Genomic DNA, 14,282 nt, shown 5'->3' with positions numbered 1-14,282 from the left:
CGCACCGCCGATCTCGCGCCGGACCTGCGCAAGCGCTTCGTACCCAGTCGCGAAATGGCTGCGCACGAGTTGCGCGGTGGCGCGCGAAAGCCGTTCGACCTGCGCGATCGCCGCAGCGTCGAGATGTTTCTCGCGCGCCTCGTCGAGCAATTGCTCGCGATCTTCCTCGATCGGCGAGACGACGAGCCCGAAACCGACCGCGACGAAATCGGCCGGCGAGCGCGTCGCGGCGAGCGGCGCGACCCAGCCGCCCTGGCTCCCCCCGAAATAGCCCGCGCGGCCGAAGCGCCCCGCCGCCATGCGTCGCGCCTCGCGCAGCGCGGCCGCGGCGTCGTCGGCAAGCAGCTCGAAATTCTGGGTATATTCGCCCTCGGAGGTGCCCGTGCCGCGCTTGTTATAGGCGAAGACCGAAATCCCCTGCGCGGCGAGCATATGCCCGTAGATCGCGGCGGCGGCCATCGTCCGTTCCGACCCGTGGACCAGCACGACCAAAGGGCGTTTGGGATCGGCCGGCCCGGCGGGCTCGATCAGCGCGCCGGTCAGCCGGGTCGCATCGCTGTCGAAGCTGGTCTTGGTCTCGCGCGTCGCGAGCCGCGGCCAGCGCTTCACCTGTCCGTCGGGCGCGCGATAGACCGCGATGTCGTCAGCGCAGGTAACCGGCGCGCCCGCATCGCCGGTGCTGCCGCGCAGCCCGCTGCGGAACAGATAGCGCTGCCCGGTCGCCGGCGCGGTCGCCGGGGTGCCGAGGACGACGAAGTCGTCCGGCCCGGTGCCGTAAGCGCCCGGGGTGCAGGCGGCAGATGCGACGCCCGGCAGCGCCACGCCGGCGAGCGCCGCCGCGACGATCGCCAGCATCTTCTTTTTGTTATCGGATAAATTCAGCACGCTCGGTCCCTTCCGCGCCCGCCATAGACGGCGCCGCGCGGGCCGGATTGAACATTATTGCTGGCGATAGCGCTGCGGCGACACCCCGACGATGCGCTGAAACTGGCGGGTGAGGTGGCTCTGGTCGGCGAACCCCAGTTGCAGCGCGATATCGGCGATCGGCTGGCCCGCGAGCAGCAAGCGCCGCGCCGCCGCGATCCGCCGCTGGTTGCGCCAGGCGATCGGGCTCACCCCGGTGCTTTGCTTGAAGAGATGCGCGAGGCGAAACACGCTCAGCCCGGCGACTGTGGCCAGCTCGGCCAGCCCGAAATTGTCCGCCAGATGCGCCTCGATCCAATCCTGCACTCTGGCGACCACCGCGCGCTCGCTGCCGGCAGCGGGCTCGCCTGCGCCGGCGTCGCTTGCCGCCAGCACGCGGACCAGCAGCATCATCGCGCTTTCCTGCGCCAGTTTTTCCTCCGGGGTCGCGCGAAGCGCGGCGTGAACGCTCGCCACCGTGGCGGCGAGTTGACGATCGCCGCTGACCGCGCCGCGGAAGGTCAACCTGGCCTTGCCCGACAGATAGGGCGCGACGCTGTCGGGCGAGAGATAGAGGACGAGATAGCGCAGCGCCTCCGCCCCGAGGCTGCGATTGGCATGAGGTTCGCCGGGATGGAGCCGCAGCACGTCGCCGGTGCCGACCAGATGGCTGGCGCCCGCCACGTCGAGTTGCTCGGCGCCGCCGATGACGGTGCCGACGACATAGCCGTCGTGCGCATGAACCGGAAACGCACGGTCGCGATAGCTGACTGAAACCAGTTCCACCCCCGGCAGAAAGCGCGGCCGCGAAAAATCGGCCCGATCGGGGGAAACTGTCCTCGACATGATGCGCGCCGCTATATCGCCCGAGGCCAATCCACGAAAGGACAGTTCGGCCGCGCTGTTGTCGCCGCTGCGATGAAATACTTGATGTTACGATGAGTTACAGGGGCGCCGTTGGTTTTGGGATAGACGCGCACCTTGTCCTTCCGCATGAAGATCAATCGCGGTAGCGGCCCGCCGCTGCTGCGACCGGGAAAGGGGAAGTCCATGTCCGCGCGCGGATCCCATAAGGCGATGCTGCTTGCTGCGGCGGGGATTCTGGCATGCACCGGCGCGACCGCCACGGCGCAGGGCAAATGTTCCGATATCGTCGTGAGCGGCGTATATTGTTCGGTCGATATTGCGATCGCCGATCATGCCTTGCCGGCGTCGCGGGTCGATCTCCTCGCCCCGGGGATCGCGCGCCCGCTGGCCTTCGCCGCCGCCCCGGTCGAGCATCGTCCGCAGCATGAAGCGGCGCCGTCGACGCACGATGTCGTCGTCACAGGGCGCGCGAACTGGGAGGCGCCCGATCCGCTCGCCAAGGTCAACCTCAAGACGTTCGAGGTGACGCAGGAATTCGACAAGGAGCTGCTCGCGCCGATCGCGCTGGCCTATAAGGATGTCGTGCCCAAGCCGGTGCGCGATGGCGTGCACAATTTCATCTACAATATGCGCGAGCCGGTGGTTTTCCTGAACTTCCTGCTCCAGCTCAAGATCGGGCGCGCGCTGGAGACGGCGGGGCGGTTCGTGGTCAACACCACGGTCGGCGTCGCGGGGGTGTTCGACATGGCCAAGCGCAAGCCGTTCAAATGGCGGCGGCGCAGCAACGGCTTCGCCAATACCCTGGGGTTTTACGGGGTGAAATCGGGTCCATTCCTATTCCTGCCGATCGTCGGGCCGACCACCCCGCGCGACCTGTTCGGCGGGGCGATCGACCGGCTGCTGTTCCCGTTCATCTACGGCCGGCGCATCACCCGGCCGCAATTCACGATACCGCTGGCGGTGCTGGGCACGCTCGATCATCGCGCGGAGTTCGACGATACCCTCCACCAGCTCCACGACGGCCAGCCCGATCCCTATGCCCGGTCGCGCGATTTCTACCTCCAGCGGCGGCAGAATGAGATCGACGAGCTGAAGGGCAAGGGGCGGAAGAATTCGAGCCCGATGTCCGAGGCGCCGACGCTGCCGATCACGGTGAAGGAGCGCTCCCCCGAGCACGGCGTCGTCGAACCGTCGCCAACCCCGCCGCCCGCCGATCCGCCGCACGTCCCGGCGGATCGTCCGCACCCTTGATCCGATCGTCGCCGGCGGGCGAATGAACCCAAGCGGCTCCCCGTCGTTGACGTTGCGCACAACAGCGGAAAGACACGGGAGCCGACCGATGAACGCAACGATCCACCAGCGTGCGCCCGAATGGCGCAACATTCTCGCGGCGGCGGCCTGTTCGGCGGTGGGCGCGGGGCTGGCGGTGGTCACGCACGGGTTGCTGCGGCGGCGCGCGCAACGCGCGAACGCGACCCCGGTCGCGCTATCGCCCTCGCACGGCCCGATGGAGAGCTTCGACCAGACGCGCGACGCCGGGCCGGAGAATATCCGCGACGAGAGCGGGGAAACCTGGGACGAGGTCGATCAGGGCTCCGACGAAAGCTTCCCCGCGAGCGACCCGCCATCCTATTCGCATCCGCGATCGAACGCGGACTGATGCTCGGGCAGGACGGACCCAGCAATTTTTGGATAAGGTGCTTTCCAGTGCCCGCCCGTCAGGGCCGGGGTGACGGGAAAGGATTCCGGGACTCATCCGTTGTGTTCTCACCACTAGTTGCCGATCCGCGACATTTCCGTTTAGGAATCCGCCCCTGACGAACGGGGGGAATGACGATGATGCGGTTTGTGGCTCTGGGCGCGTTGCTCGCGTCGGCCGTTGCGATGCCGGTCTCTGCCGGGGTGCGCGATTACCGTATCGCCAACGAGCATAAGATCCTCGGCGAATTCGTCGATCTGCTGGCGATCCCCAATGTCGCGGCGGACACCCCCAATATCCGGCGCAACGCCCAGGCGCTGATGGCGATGATGGAGAAGCGCGGGCTTTCGCCGCGGCTGCTGGAAGGCGCCGATTCCACGACCCCGCCGATCGTTTACGGCGAATGGAAAGTCCCCGGGGCGAAGAAGACGATCGTGCTCTACGCGCATTATGACGGCCAGCCGACCGTCCCCGCGAAATGGACCGCCTCGCCGCCGTGGCAGCCGACGCTGCGTACCCGCGCGATCGAGGCCGGCGGCACCGTCCTGCCGATCCCGCGCGCCGATCAGAAGATCGATCCCGAATGGCGGCTCTACGCCCGCTCGACCTCCGACGACAAATTGGGGGTGATCGCGGTGCTCACCGCGATTGACGCGCTCAAGGCGGAAAAGCGGCTTCCCGCGATGAACGTCAAGATCGTGTTCGAGGGCGAGGAAGAGGCGGGATCGCCGCACCTCGGCGAGATCTTGGCGCGCAACAAACCGCTGCTCGCCTCCGACGGCTGGATCATCTTCGACGGGCCGGTCCACCAGTCCGGGCGGCGCCAGGTTGTGTTCGGGGTGCGCGGAGTGACCGGGATCGATATCACCGCTTATGGCGCACGGCGCCCGCTGCACAGCGGGCATTACGGCAATTGGTCGCCCAATCCGGCGATGATGCTGTCGCGGCTGCTGGCGTCGATGAAGGACGACAAGGGGCGCGTGCTGGTCAAGGGCTTCTACGACGACGACGCCCCGGTCGGCGCGGCCGAACGCGCCGCGATCGCCGCCGCGCCCGATTCCGATGCCGCGATCAGGAAGGAGCTCGGCATCGCCGCGTCCGAGGGCGGCGACGGGCTGCTCGATGCGCTGATGCGCACCTCGCTCAATGTCGACGGACTGATGAGCGCCGATGTCGGCGCCAATGCGCGCAACGTGATCCCGGCCACCGCTACTGCCTCGCTCGACATACGGCTCGCCAAGGGTGCGGACGAAGCGAAGCAGATCGACAAGGTGATCGCGCATATCAAGGCGCAAGGCTTCCATGTCACCGAGGCCGAGCCGACCGACGAGGAACGCGCGCGCTATCCTGCGATCGTCCGCGTAACCCGGCGGGTGGGGGGCTATAACGCGGTGCGCACCCCGATGGACGCGCCGCTCGGACGCGCGACGGTCGCGGCGCTGAGCGCGCTGGAAGACCAGCCCGCGATCGCGCTGCCGACCTCGGGGGGCAGCCTGCCCCTGTTCATGATCGAGCAGAATTTCCCGGTGCCATTGCTGTCGGTCGGGTCGGCCAATTACGACAACAACCAGCACGCCGAGGACGAGAATGTCCGCATCCAGAATCTGTGGAATTCGATCGAGACCGTGGCGGCGATCATGACGATGAAAATCTAGCGTATTATTTGCCGTTACCCCCCGTTCGCCCTGAGCTTGTCGAAGGGCTGCACTTCTTTCCGTGGAAGAAAAGTACAGGGCTTCGACAAGTTCAGCCCGAACGGGGTTAGGTGGTTCCGATCTGGCCCGACGCGATCCTAGCCCGCCTCGCTCGCCAGCCGGTACCCGATCCCCAGCTCGTTGACGATCAGCCGCGGCTGGGCGGGATCGGCCTCGAGCTTGTGGCGCAGCGCGCGGATCACGATGCGCAGATATTCGACATGATCCTCCTGCGCCGGCCCCCATACGTTGCGCAGCAATTGCGTATGGCTGATCACCCGGTCGGGGTGCCGCGCCAGTTCGGCGAGCACGCCGAATTCCTTCGGGGTCAGATGCACCTCCTCGCCCGCGCGCTTCACCCGGCGGCGCGCGAGGTCGATCGTCACCGGCCCGGCCTCCAATTGCTCGCTGGCGCTCGTTCCGCCGCGACGGTGGCGCAGCGCGGTGCGGATGCGGGCGAGCAGTTCCTCGGTGTCGAACGGCTTGGTGATATAATCGTCCGCGCCCAGATCGAGCGCGGCGACCTTCTCCTCGGTCTCGCTCCGCGCCGAGACGACGAGCACCACCATATCGCCGCGCGCCTTGATCAGCTGGACCAGCTCGAGCCCGTCGCGGTCGGGCAGGCCGAGATCGAGCAGCACCGCATCCGGGCGCTCGATATCGACGAGCGTCATTGCCTCGCGCGCGGTGCCGACCTGGCTGGCGCGATAGCCCGCCCGCGTCAGCGCCGCGTGGAGCAGACGGCGGATCGCGGCATCATCCTCGACCAGCAGGACGCGGGGGGCATTGGTCATCCGCATCCTGTTAGGGGCGCGGGAAGGCCGCGTCGAGCGCGCGATTGAGCGCCAGCACATTGACGCGGCGCTCGCCGATCACGCCGAGCAGCGGGGTATCGATATGCTGGTCGACCAGCGCATCGAGTTGCGCCGTGCTGACGTGGCGCGCCTGCGCGACGCGCGCCACCTGATACAAAGCCGCCTCGGGGCTGATATCGGGATCGAGCCCCGAGGCGGAGGCAGTCACCAGATCGGCAGGAGGAGCCAATACGTCTGGCGAGGGGCGGTTGGCGGAAATGTCGCCTTTGACGCGGTCGGCGAGCGGCTTGGCCGAGGCGCCGAAGTTCGAGCCCGAGGAGGCGAGCGGGTCGTAACCTTTGCCGGCGGCGGAGGGGCGGCCGTGGAAATAACCGGGGCCGGCGAATTGCTGGCCGATGATCGCCGAGCCGATCGCCTGCCCGCGTGCGTCGCGCACGATGCTGCCATTGGCCTGCCACGGGAAGACGAGCTGGCCAACGCCGGTGATCAGCGCCGGATAGGCGAGGCCGAGCAGAGCAGCGAACAGCAGGGTGAGGACCAGCGCGGGGCGCAGCCCGGATTTGATGTCGTTCAACATGGGATGAACCCCTCAGGCGAGATGGAGCGCGCTGACCGCGAGGTCGATCAGCTTGATGCCGGCGAACGGCGCGATCAGCCCGCCGACGCCGTAGATCGCGAGGTTGCGCGCGAGCAGCGGGCCGGCGCCCATCGGCTTGTAGCGCACACCCCGCAGCGCGAGCGGCACCAAAGCCGGGATGATCAAGGCGTTGAAGATGATCGCCGACAGGATCGCGCTTTGCGGGCTGGCGAGGTGCATCACGTTGAGCGCGGCGAGCCCGGGATAGAGCACGACGAACATCGCCGGGATGATCGCGAAATATTTAGCGACATCATTGGCGACCGAGAAGGTGGTCAGCGCGCCGCGCGTCATCAGCAATTGTTTGCCGAGCCCGACGATCTCGATCAGCTTGGTCGGATCGCTGTCGAGATCGACCATATTGCCCGCCTCGCGCGCCGCCTGCGTGCCCGTATTCATCGCCACGCCGACATCCGCCTGGGCGAGCGCGGGGGCGTCGTTGGTGCCGTCGCCGCACATCGCGACGAGCTTGCCGCCCTGCTGCTCGCGGCGGATCAGCGCGAGCTTGTCCTCCGGGGTCGCCTCGGCGAGGAAATCGTCGACGCCCGCTTCCGCAGCGATCGCGGCGGCGGTCAACGGGTTGTCGCCGGTGATCATCACGGTGCGGATTCCCATCCGGCGCAGCTCGGCGAAGCGCTCGCGCACCCCGGCCTTGACCACATCCTTCAACGCTACCGCACCCATCAGCCGCCCGTCGCGCACCACCGCGAGCGGAGTCTGGCCGGCGCGGGCGATCTCGTCGGTGGTGCGGCGGAGTTCGGCGGCGGTGACCGTCTCGGCGAGGTCGGGATAGGCGCGCAGGATCGAATCGACCGCGCCCTTCTGGACGAGGCTGTCGCCGAAGCTCAGCCCCGAAAGCCGGGTCTGCGCGGTGAAGGGGATTGCCTCGGCGCCCGCCGGCAGCGGCTGGGCGAGGCCGTATTTCTCGCGCGCGAGCGAAACGATCGAGCGGCCCTCGGGGGTTTCGTCGGCGAGGCTGGCGAATAGCGCCGCCTCGGCCAGCATGCGCTCGTCGACCCCGGTGACCGGGCGGAAGGCGCTCGCCTGGCGGTCGCCGATCGTGATCGTCCCGGTCTTGTCGAGCAGCAGCACGTCGCAATCGCCCGCCGCCTCCACCGCGCGGCCCGATTTGGCGAGCACGTTGAAGCGCACCAGCCGGTCCATCCCCGCGATGCCGATCGCCGAGAGCAAGGCGGCGATCGTCGTCGGGATCAGCGTGATGAGCAAAGCGGCGAGGATCGAGACCGGCACGGCGCCGCCGGCGTAATTCGCAAAGCTGGGGATCGTCCCGACCGCGATCAGGAAGATGATCGTGAGGCCGACGAGCAGGATCGTCAGCGCCACCTCATTCGGGGTCTTCTGCCGCTCGGCGCCCTCGACCAGCGCGATCATCCGATCGAGAAAGCCGTGCCCCGGCTCCGCGGTGACGCGCACCGTGATCCGGTCCGAGATGACGCGGGTGCCCGCGGTGACGGCGGAGCGGTCGCCGCCCGCCTCGCGGATCACCGGCGCGCTTTCGCCGGTGATCGCGGATTCGTTGACGCTGGCGACGCCCTCCACCACCTCGCCGTCGGCCGGGACGAGGTCGCCGGTCTCGACCAGTACCAGTTCGCCCTTTTCGAGTTGGGTCGCGGCGACCAGTTCCCAGGTGCCGCCCACTCCGGTGAGCAGTTTGGCGCGCAGCTCGGATTTGGTCGCGCGGAGCGAGGCGGCCTGCGCGCGGCCGCGCCCTTCGGCCAATGCCTCGGCGAAGGTGCCGAACAGCACCGTCAGCCACAGCCATACGATGAGCTGCGCGAGGAAGCCGCTCGTCACGTTCTCGCCGCCGATCGCGAAGAAGATCGTCAGCAGCAATGCGACGCAGGCGGTGACGAACAGGATCGGGTTCTTCACCAAAGCGCGGGGGTCGAGCTTGCGAAAGGCATCGCCGATCGCGGGCACGACGAGCGTGGGGGAAAACATCGAAGTGGGGCTTGCGTGGGCCATGATGCGTGAGCCTTCAGAAGAGCTGGCCGGCGGCGGCGGTGAGGTGATCGGCGATCGGGCCGAGCGCCAGGCCGGGGAGGAAGGTGAGCCCGCCGATGATCAGGATGATCCCGACGAGCAGCCCGACCCACAGTCCGCCGGTGGTGGGGAAGGAGCCCGCGCCGGCCGGCGTGTGCTTCTTCGCCGCGAGGCTGCCAGCGATCGCCAGCACGGGGACGATGATGAAGAAACGACCGATCCACATCGCGATGCCGAGCAAGGCATTGTAGAACGGCGTCCCCGCGGTGAGCCCGGCGAAGGCCGAGCCGTTGTTCGCGGTGGCGGAGGAGAAGGCGTAGAGGATCTCCGAAAAGCCGTGCGGCCCCTTGTTGAGCGGCCCGGCGAGCCCCGCCTGCGTCACCGTGGCGATCGCGCTGCCGCCGAGGATCATCAGCGGGAGGACGGCGATCGCCAGCACCGCGAGCTTCACCTCGCGCGCCTCGATCTTCTTGCCGACATATTCGGGGGTGCGCCCGACCATCAGCCCGGCGACGAACACCGCGAGGATCGCGAACAGCAGGAAGCCGTAGATCCCCGCGCCGACCCCGCCGACGACGACCTCGCCCAATTCCATGTTGAACATCGGGATGAGCCCGCCGAGCGCGGTGAAGCTGTCGTGCATCGCATTGACCGCGCCGCACGACGCGGCGGTGGTCACCACCGAGAACAGCGCCGAGCCGATGATCCCGAAGCGGACCTCCTTGCCCTCCATATTCCCCCCGGCGAGGCCGAGCTGGTGCATCAGCGGGGTGGGGTGGACCTCCATCGCATAGGCGACCGCCGCCCCGGCGAGGAACAGGATCGTCATCGCCGCCAGGATCGCCCAACCCTGCCGCGTGTCGCCCACCGCCTTGCCGAAGGTGTAGGTAAGCCCGACGCCGATCAGGAAGATCGACAGCATCTGGACCAGATTGGTCATCGCGGTCGGATTTTCGAACGGATGCGCCGAATTGGCGTTGAAGAAGCCGCCGCCGTTGGTGCCGAGCATCTTGATCGCTTCCTGGCTGGCGACCGGGCCGAGCGCGAGCGTCTGTTTGGCGCCCTCCAGCGTATGCGCGTCGATCGAGGCAACGAAGGTCTGCGGCACCCCGGCGGCGACCAGATAGAGCGCATAGACGACGCAGATCGGCACGAGCAGGTAGAGCGTCACCCGCGTCATATCGGCCCAGAAATTGCCGACCGTCGCGCTCTCGCGCCGCGCGAAGCCGCGGAACAGCGCGAAGGCGATCGCGATCCCGGTCGCGGCGGAGAGGAAATTGTGGATCGCCAGCGCGAGCATCTGGCTGAGGTTCGAAAGCGTGCTTTCGCCGGTATACCATTGCCAGTTGGTGTTGGTGACGAACGAGATAGCGACGTTCATCGCCCCGTCCGCGCCGAGGCCGGGCAGGCCGCGCTGGTTGAGCGGCAGCATGCCTTGCGCGCGCAGCAGGAAATAGGTGAGCAGCGCGGTCGCGAGCTGGAACAGCAGCATGTGCAGCGCGTAGCGGCGCCAGCTCTGCTCCTTCGCCGGATCGACCCCGGCGAGGCGATAGAAACCGCGTTCGACCGGCCCGAGCAATGCGTGGAGCGGCGTGCGGCGTCCCTCATAGAGCGCGAACAGCCACAGCCCCACCGGCTTGGCGGTGAGGCCGAGAATGGCGACGAAAAGGGCGATCAGCGCCCAGCCAGCCAGCGTCATGTCAGAACCGCTCCGGCCGCACGAGGACGGCCACCAGATAGGCGAGCAGGGCGAGCGCCGTGAGGCCGGCGAGCCACAGGTGAACGGTCATCGCGGGTTACGCCGCGTCGCACAGGCGAACGAACGCCAGTGTCAGCACGAACAGCACGGCCAGCAGGCCAAGCCAGAGAAGGTCGGACATCGATATGCCTCGCCGGCCGCGGGATGCGGCGTCGGCGTGTCAGCTAGGGCGGGCGGGCATAAGGTTTCGCGGGGGATTGCGTCGGTTTCGCATAAGGATTGCGTAAAGTTACTAGCGCGGCCGGGGGTACATGCCGCTAGGATAGCCGTGTGCGTATTTGGGAGGCAGCGCCCGAATGCTCAAGACGTAGCTCCACCCCGGCGAAGGCCGGGGTCCAGCGTCGGGCCGGCCGTAACTGGACCCGGCCTTCGCCGGAGCGGAAAGGAAAGTGAGCCGGATTTACCGTTCGATGTTCTAAGGAATATCCCAGGAGGATGCATTTGACCGATCGTCGCCCATCGCCCGAAGCCTTGCTCCGCGCCGCGGCGCGCGAGGGCCGGGGGCGGCTCAAGATCTTCCTCGGCGCGGCGCCCGGGGTCGGCAAGACGTTCGAGATGTTGCGCGAGGGTGCCGAGCGGCTGGCGGCAGGGGTCGATGTCGTCATCGCGGTGGTCGAGACGCACGGCCGACAGGATACCGAACGGCTCGCCGCGCCATTGCCGACGATCCCGCGCCGGCAGATCGATCATCACGGGCACAGGCTCGAGGAAATGGACCTCGACGCGGTGCTGGCGCGCGCGCCGCAGCTCGCGCTGGTCGACGAACTGGCGCACACCAACGCGGAAGGATGCCGGCATGCCAAGCGCTGGCAGGACGTCGAGGAACTGCTCGCGGCGGGGATCGACGTGCTCAGCACGCTCAACATCCAGCATGTCGAGAGCCTCAACGATGTCGTCGCGAGCTTCACCCGCGTCCGCGTGCGCGAGACGGTGCCCGATCACGTGCTGGAGGGCGCCGAGATCGAGGTGGTCGATCTGCCCCCCGACGAGCTGATCGAGCGGCTCCAGCAGGGCAAGGTCTATGTCCCGGCCGAGGCGACGCGCGCGCTGGGGCATTTCTTCTCCAAGGAAAATCTCTCCGCGCTGCGCGAGATGGCGCTGCGCCGCGCCGCGCAGAATGTCGATCGCAGCCTGGTCGATTTCCTCGACGCGCATGCCGTCGCCGGCACCTATGCCGGGGGCGAGCGCGTGCTGGTGGCCGTGAGCGAATTGCCCGGCAGCGACGCGCTGGTCCGTGCCGGCAAGCGGCTGTCGGATGCGTTGCGCGCGCCGTGGCAGGCGGTATTCATCGAAACCCCGCGCGCCGCCGCTTTGGGCGCGGACGAGCGGCGGCGCGTGGCGGATTCGCTCCAGCTCGCCGCCAGTCTCGGCGCGACGATTGCCAGCGTTCCCGCGGAAACGGTGATCGAGGGGCTGACGACGCATATCGCCGGGATGCGCGCGACCCAGCTTGTGCTCGGCCGCTCGCGCCGCAGCTGGTGGTTTGAGTTGCGGCACGGCTCGGTGGTCGAACGGCTGCTCCGCGTCAGCGAGGGGCTGGCGGTCCACGTTATCCCGTCGGAGGATGCCACCCCGTCGCGCGGCGCGGCGCGGGTGCGGCGGCGCGTCGACTGGCGTGGGATGGGGGCCGGGATCGCCGCGGTCGCGGTCACCACCGGGCTGGCGACATTGGTCGAGCCGGTGATCGGCGCGGGCGGGATCGATCTCATCTATCTGCTCCCGGTCATCCTGATCTCGGTGATGTTCGGCCGCTTGCCGGGGATCGCCACCGGGGTGATCGCCGGGCTTGCGTATAATTTCTTCTTCCTGCCGCCGATCTACACCTTCACGATCGCCGATCCGCAGAGCGTGCTGACGGTGATCGTGCTGCTCGGCATTGCGGTGTTCGTCGCCAGCCTCGCCGATCGGCTGCGCACGCGCGCCTCGATCGGGGCGCGGAGCGCGATCGAGAATGCCGCGGTGGCGGCGTTCGGCCAGGCGCTCGCCCGCGCGTCGGACTGGCAATCGACCGGCGACACGGTGTGCACCGAGCTGGCGCGGGCGCTCGACGTGTCGGTGCTGCTGCTCGCCCAGCGCGACGGGCAGCTCGCGATCGTTTCGGCCTATCCGCCCGATATGGCCGAGCTGAGTCCGGTCGATCGCGCCGCGGCCGAATGGGCGTGGAGCCGCGGCGAGGTGACGGGGCGCGATACGGGCACGCTCAACGCGGCGGACTGGCAGTTTCATCCCCTGCGCACCACGCTGGGAACGCTCGCCGTGGTCGCGCTGGCGCGAAGCGACGGCGGGGCGCCGGTGCAGGCGACGCGCGCGACGCTGCTCTCCACCCTGCTCGGGCAGGCGGCGCTGGCGCACGAGCGGCTGCGGCTGGAGGATCAGCTTCGCGAGGTGCGGGTGATCGAGGAGCGCGATCGGCTGCGATCGGCCTTGCTCTCGTCGATCGGGCATGATCTGCGCACCCCGCTGACGGCGGTGGGCGGCGCGCTCGATGCGATCGCGGTCAATCACCCCGACGAGCCCGCGCTGGGGATCGCGCGCGGCGAGCTGGCGCGGCTCAGGCGCTTTCTCGCCAATCTGATCGAGATGGTGCGGATCGACAGCGGCACGCTGGCGGCGGCGATCGAGCCGGTCGACCTGACCGATGCGGTGGCGGGCGCAGTACACGACGTGCGCGATCTGTTGCCCGACGCGCGGCTCGATTTCCGCGTGCCCCCCGATCTGCCGCTGGTGCCGGCCGATCCGCGGCTGCTGCATCATATCCTGCTCAACCTGCTGACCAATGCCGCGACCCACGGCGCGGGCAAGGTGACGATCGCCGGCGAGCGCCTGCCACACGGCGTGCGGCTGTCGATCGCCGATCAGGGGCCGGGGCTGCCGCCGGGCGGCGCGGAGGCGCTGTTCGAGGCGTTCGCGCGCGGCACCGGATCGGATAGTCGCGGCGGGAGCGGGCTCGGGCTCGCGATCGCCCGCAGCTTTTCGGAGGTGATGAACGTGCGGATCGGCGCGCGCGACGGCGAGGAGGGCGGGGCGGTGTTCACGCTCGATTTCGCGATCGATTGATTGTGTGACGCGAACAAAGCTCTTTAATGTCAGCGTATTAAGGCGTCGTGCGTAAAGAGCGATCCACCCCGGCGCATCGACGGCGCCTGTACGAAGGCGCGGCGATCCGGTAGCCGGCCGCATCCGATCCACGATGTCGAAAGAAGGAAGCAATGAAGAAGCGCGCGCGTGGAGCCCTGATCACCTTGGCAGGGGTCGTCGCATTGAGCGGCGTGTCGGCGGCGCCCGAGCCGAACGCCGCCGCGACCGAGGAAGCACGCGCGCGACTGCGCGAGGCGTTACAGAACGATCCCGATCTGCCGAGCGTCGCGCCGGCCGGTTATGACCTGACGATCGTCGTCTTCTCGGACTATCAATGCCCCTATTGCCGCAAGCTCCACCCGGCGCTGACCGGGCTGCTGCGCGACGACAAGAAGGTCCGCATCGTCTATCGCGACTGGCCGGTGTTCGGCCCGGCGTCGGAGGAGGCGGCGCGCGCGGCGATGGCCTCGCGCTATCAGGGCAAATATGCCGCGTTCAACGATGCGCTGATGAAGACCAGCGGCCGCATCACTTCCGAAAGCATCCGCGTCGCGGCGCAGGCGGCGGGGGTCGACTGGCAGCGGCTGCAGGCCGATCTGACGACGCACAAGTCCAAGATCGACGGCGCGCTCGCCCGCACCGATCAGTTCGCGCGGATCATCGGCCTCACCGGCACCCCCGGGCTGGTGATCGGCCCGTATCTGTTCCCCGGCGCATTGAGCGAGGAAAATCTGCGGACGGTGGTAAAAGCCGCGCGGCAACGATCCGCCTCATAAGTCGAAGATAGATAAGGAAGAAGCGTGATGCAGTCGAACAGGAACCGCTC

General features: G+C 68.2%; 12 protein-coding genes. 5 read left to right on the top strand and 7 right to left on the bottom strand.

The window, feature by feature from the left end; translation table 11 throughout:
* Together BGN95_RS07975 and BGN95_RS07970 are read right to left on the bottom strand one after the other, a co-directional pair.
* A partial coding sequence (locus tag BGN95_RS07975; protein ID WP_286772245.1) for an alpha/beta hydrolase family protein occupies nt 1-885 on the bottom strand: 885 nt, incomplete at its 3' end.
* 54 nt (nt 886-939) lie between these two features.
* Nucleotides 940-1,749, bottom strand: coding sequence for an AraC family transcriptional regulator (locus tag BGN95_RS07970; protein ID WP_265313091.1), 810 nt, complete (start codon nt 1,747-1,749; stop codon nt 940-942).
* A 204-nt stretch (nt 1,750-1,953) separates the two neighbouring features.
* On the opposite strand from BGN95_RS07970, the gene BGN95_RS07965 reads away from it, so the two are divergent.
* From BGN95_RS07965 to BGN95_RS07955, 3 genes are all read left to right on the top strand, one after another.
* Nucleotides 1,954-3,021 (top strand): MlaA family lipoprotein, encoded by a 1,068-nt coding sequence (locus BGN95_RS07965; protein ID WP_286772238.1) that lies wholly within the window; start codon nt 1,954-1,956, stop codon nt 3,019-3,021.
* An 88-nt stretch (nt 3,022-3,109) separates the two neighbouring features.
* On the top strand, nt 3,110-3,430 hold the full coding sequence (locus tag BGN95_RS07960) for a hypothetical protein (RefSeq protein WP_265268673.1): 321 nt from the start codon (nt 3,110-3,112) through the stop codon (nt 3,428-3,430).
* 179 nt (nt 3,431-3,609) lie between these two features.
* Entirely contained in the window at nt 3,610-5,124 is a 1,515-nt protein-coding gene (locus tag BGN95_RS07955; RefSeq protein WP_286772235.1) for a M20/M25/M40 family metallo-hydrolase, read from the top strand.
* A 137-nt stretch (nt 5,125-5,261) separates the two neighbouring features.
* Here BGN95_RS07955 and BGN95_RS07950 read toward each other — a convergent pair whose 3' ends face one another.
* Genes BGN95_RS07950 through kdpF form a run of 5 tightly spaced genes read right to left on the bottom strand, consistent with a single transcriptional unit; the run spans nt 5,262 to nt 10,409 of the window.
* Nucleotides 5,262-5,957, bottom strand: a complete 696-nt coding sequence (locus BGN95_RS07950) for a response regulator (RefSeq protein ID WP_179511161.1) — start codon at nt 5,955-5,957, stop codon at nt 5,262-5,264.
* A 10-nt stretch (nt 5,958-5,967) separates the two neighbouring features.
* Entirely contained in the window at nt 5,968-6,555 is a 588-nt protein-coding gene (gene kdpC / locus BGN95_RS07945) for a potassium-transporting ATPase subunit KdpC (RefSeq protein WP_265268674.1), read from the bottom strand.
* Between the two features lie 12 nt (nt 6,556-6,567).
* Nucleotides 6,568-8,577, bottom strand: coding sequence for a potassium-transporting ATPase subunit KdpB (kdpB, locus tag BGN95_RS07940; protein ID WP_265268702.1), 2,010 nt, complete (start codon nt 8,575-8,577; stop codon nt 6,568-6,570).
* Nucleotides 8,578-8,614: 37 nt separating this feature from the next.
* Nucleotides 8,615-10,318: a potassium-transporting ATPase subunit KdpA gene (gene kdpA, locus BGN95_RS07935; protein ID WP_286772234.1), complete on the bottom strand. Its 1,704-nt coding sequence runs from the start codon at nt 10,316-10,318 to the stop codon at nt 8,615-8,617.
* Between the two features lies 1 nt (nt 10,319).
* Complete coding sequence (gene kdpF / locus BGN95_RS07930) at nt 10,320-10,409, bottom strand: K(+)-transporting ATPase subunit F (protein WP_179511164.1); 90 nt, start codon at nt 10,407-10,409, stop codon at nt 10,320-10,322.
* Between the two features lie 404 nt (nt 10,410-10,813).
* On the opposite strand from kdpF, the gene BGN95_RS07925 reads away from it, so the two are divergent.
* A complete protein-coding gene (locus BGN95_RS07925) occupies nt 10,814-13,435 on the top strand; it encodes a DUF4118 domain-containing protein (protein WP_286772233.1) in 2,622 nt (873 codons plus the stop codon).
* 152 nt (nt 13,436-13,587) lie between these two features.
* The gene (locus BGN95_RS07920; protein ID WP_286772232.1) at nt 13,588-14,232 is read left to right on the top strand and encodes a DsbA family protein; all 645 of its coding nucleotides are present in this window, start codon (nt 13,588-13,590) and stop codon (nt 14,230-14,232) included.
* Nucleotides 14,233-14,282 lie beyond the last annotated feature (50 nt).

Source organism: Sphingomonas sp. 66-10 (assembly GCF_001897045.1).
Taxonomy (GTDB): Bacteria; Pseudomonadota; Alphaproteobacteria; order Sphingomonadales; family Sphingomonadaceae; genus Sphingomonas; species Sphingomonas lycopersici.
This window is presented reverse-complemented; position numbering and strand designations above follow the sequence as displayed.

Coding starts and splice junctions, on each gene's coding strand:
- BGN95_RS07970 (WP_265313091.1), bottom strand. CDS start 1,749: ATGTCGAGGACAGTTTCCCCCGATCGGGCCGATTTTTCGCGGCCGCGC.
- BGN95_RS07965 (WP_286772238.1), top strand. CDS start 1,954: ATGTCCGCGCGCGGATCCCATAAGGCGATGCTGCTTGCTGCGGCGGGG.
- BGN95_RS07960 (WP_265268673.1), top strand. CDS start 3,110: ATGAACGCAACGATCCACCAGCGTGCGCCCGAATGGCGCAACATTCTC.
- BGN95_RS07955 (WP_286772235.1), top strand. CDS start 3,610: ATGCGGTTTGTGGCTCTGGGCGCGTTGCTCGCGTCGGCCGTTGCGATG.
- BGN95_RS07950 (WP_179511161.1), bottom strand. CDS start 5,957: ATGACCAATGCCCCCCGCGTCCTGCTGGTCGAGGATGATGCCGCGATC.
- kdpC (WP_265268674.1), bottom strand. CDS start 6,555: ATGTTGAACGACATCAAATCCGGGCTGCGCCCCGCGCTGGTCCTCACC.
- kdpB (WP_265268702.1), bottom strand. CDS start 8,577: ATGTTTTCCCCCACGCTCGTCGTGCCCGCGATCGGCGATGCCTTTCGC.
- kdpA (WP_286772234.1), bottom strand. CDS start 10,318: ATGACGCTGGCTGGCTGGGCGCTGATCGCCCTTTTCGTCGCCATTCTC.
- kdpF (WP_179511164.1), bottom strand. CDS start 10,409: ATGACCGTTCACCTGTGGCTCGCCGGCCTCACGGCGCTCGCCCTGCTC.
- BGN95_RS07925 (WP_286772233.1), top strand. CDS start 10,814: ATGCATTTGACCGATCGTCGCCCATCGCCCGAAGCCTTGCTCCGCGCC.
- BGN95_RS07920 (WP_286772232.1), top strand. CDS start 13,588: ATGAAGAAGCGCGCGCGTGGAGCCCTGATCACCTTGGCAGGGGTCGTC.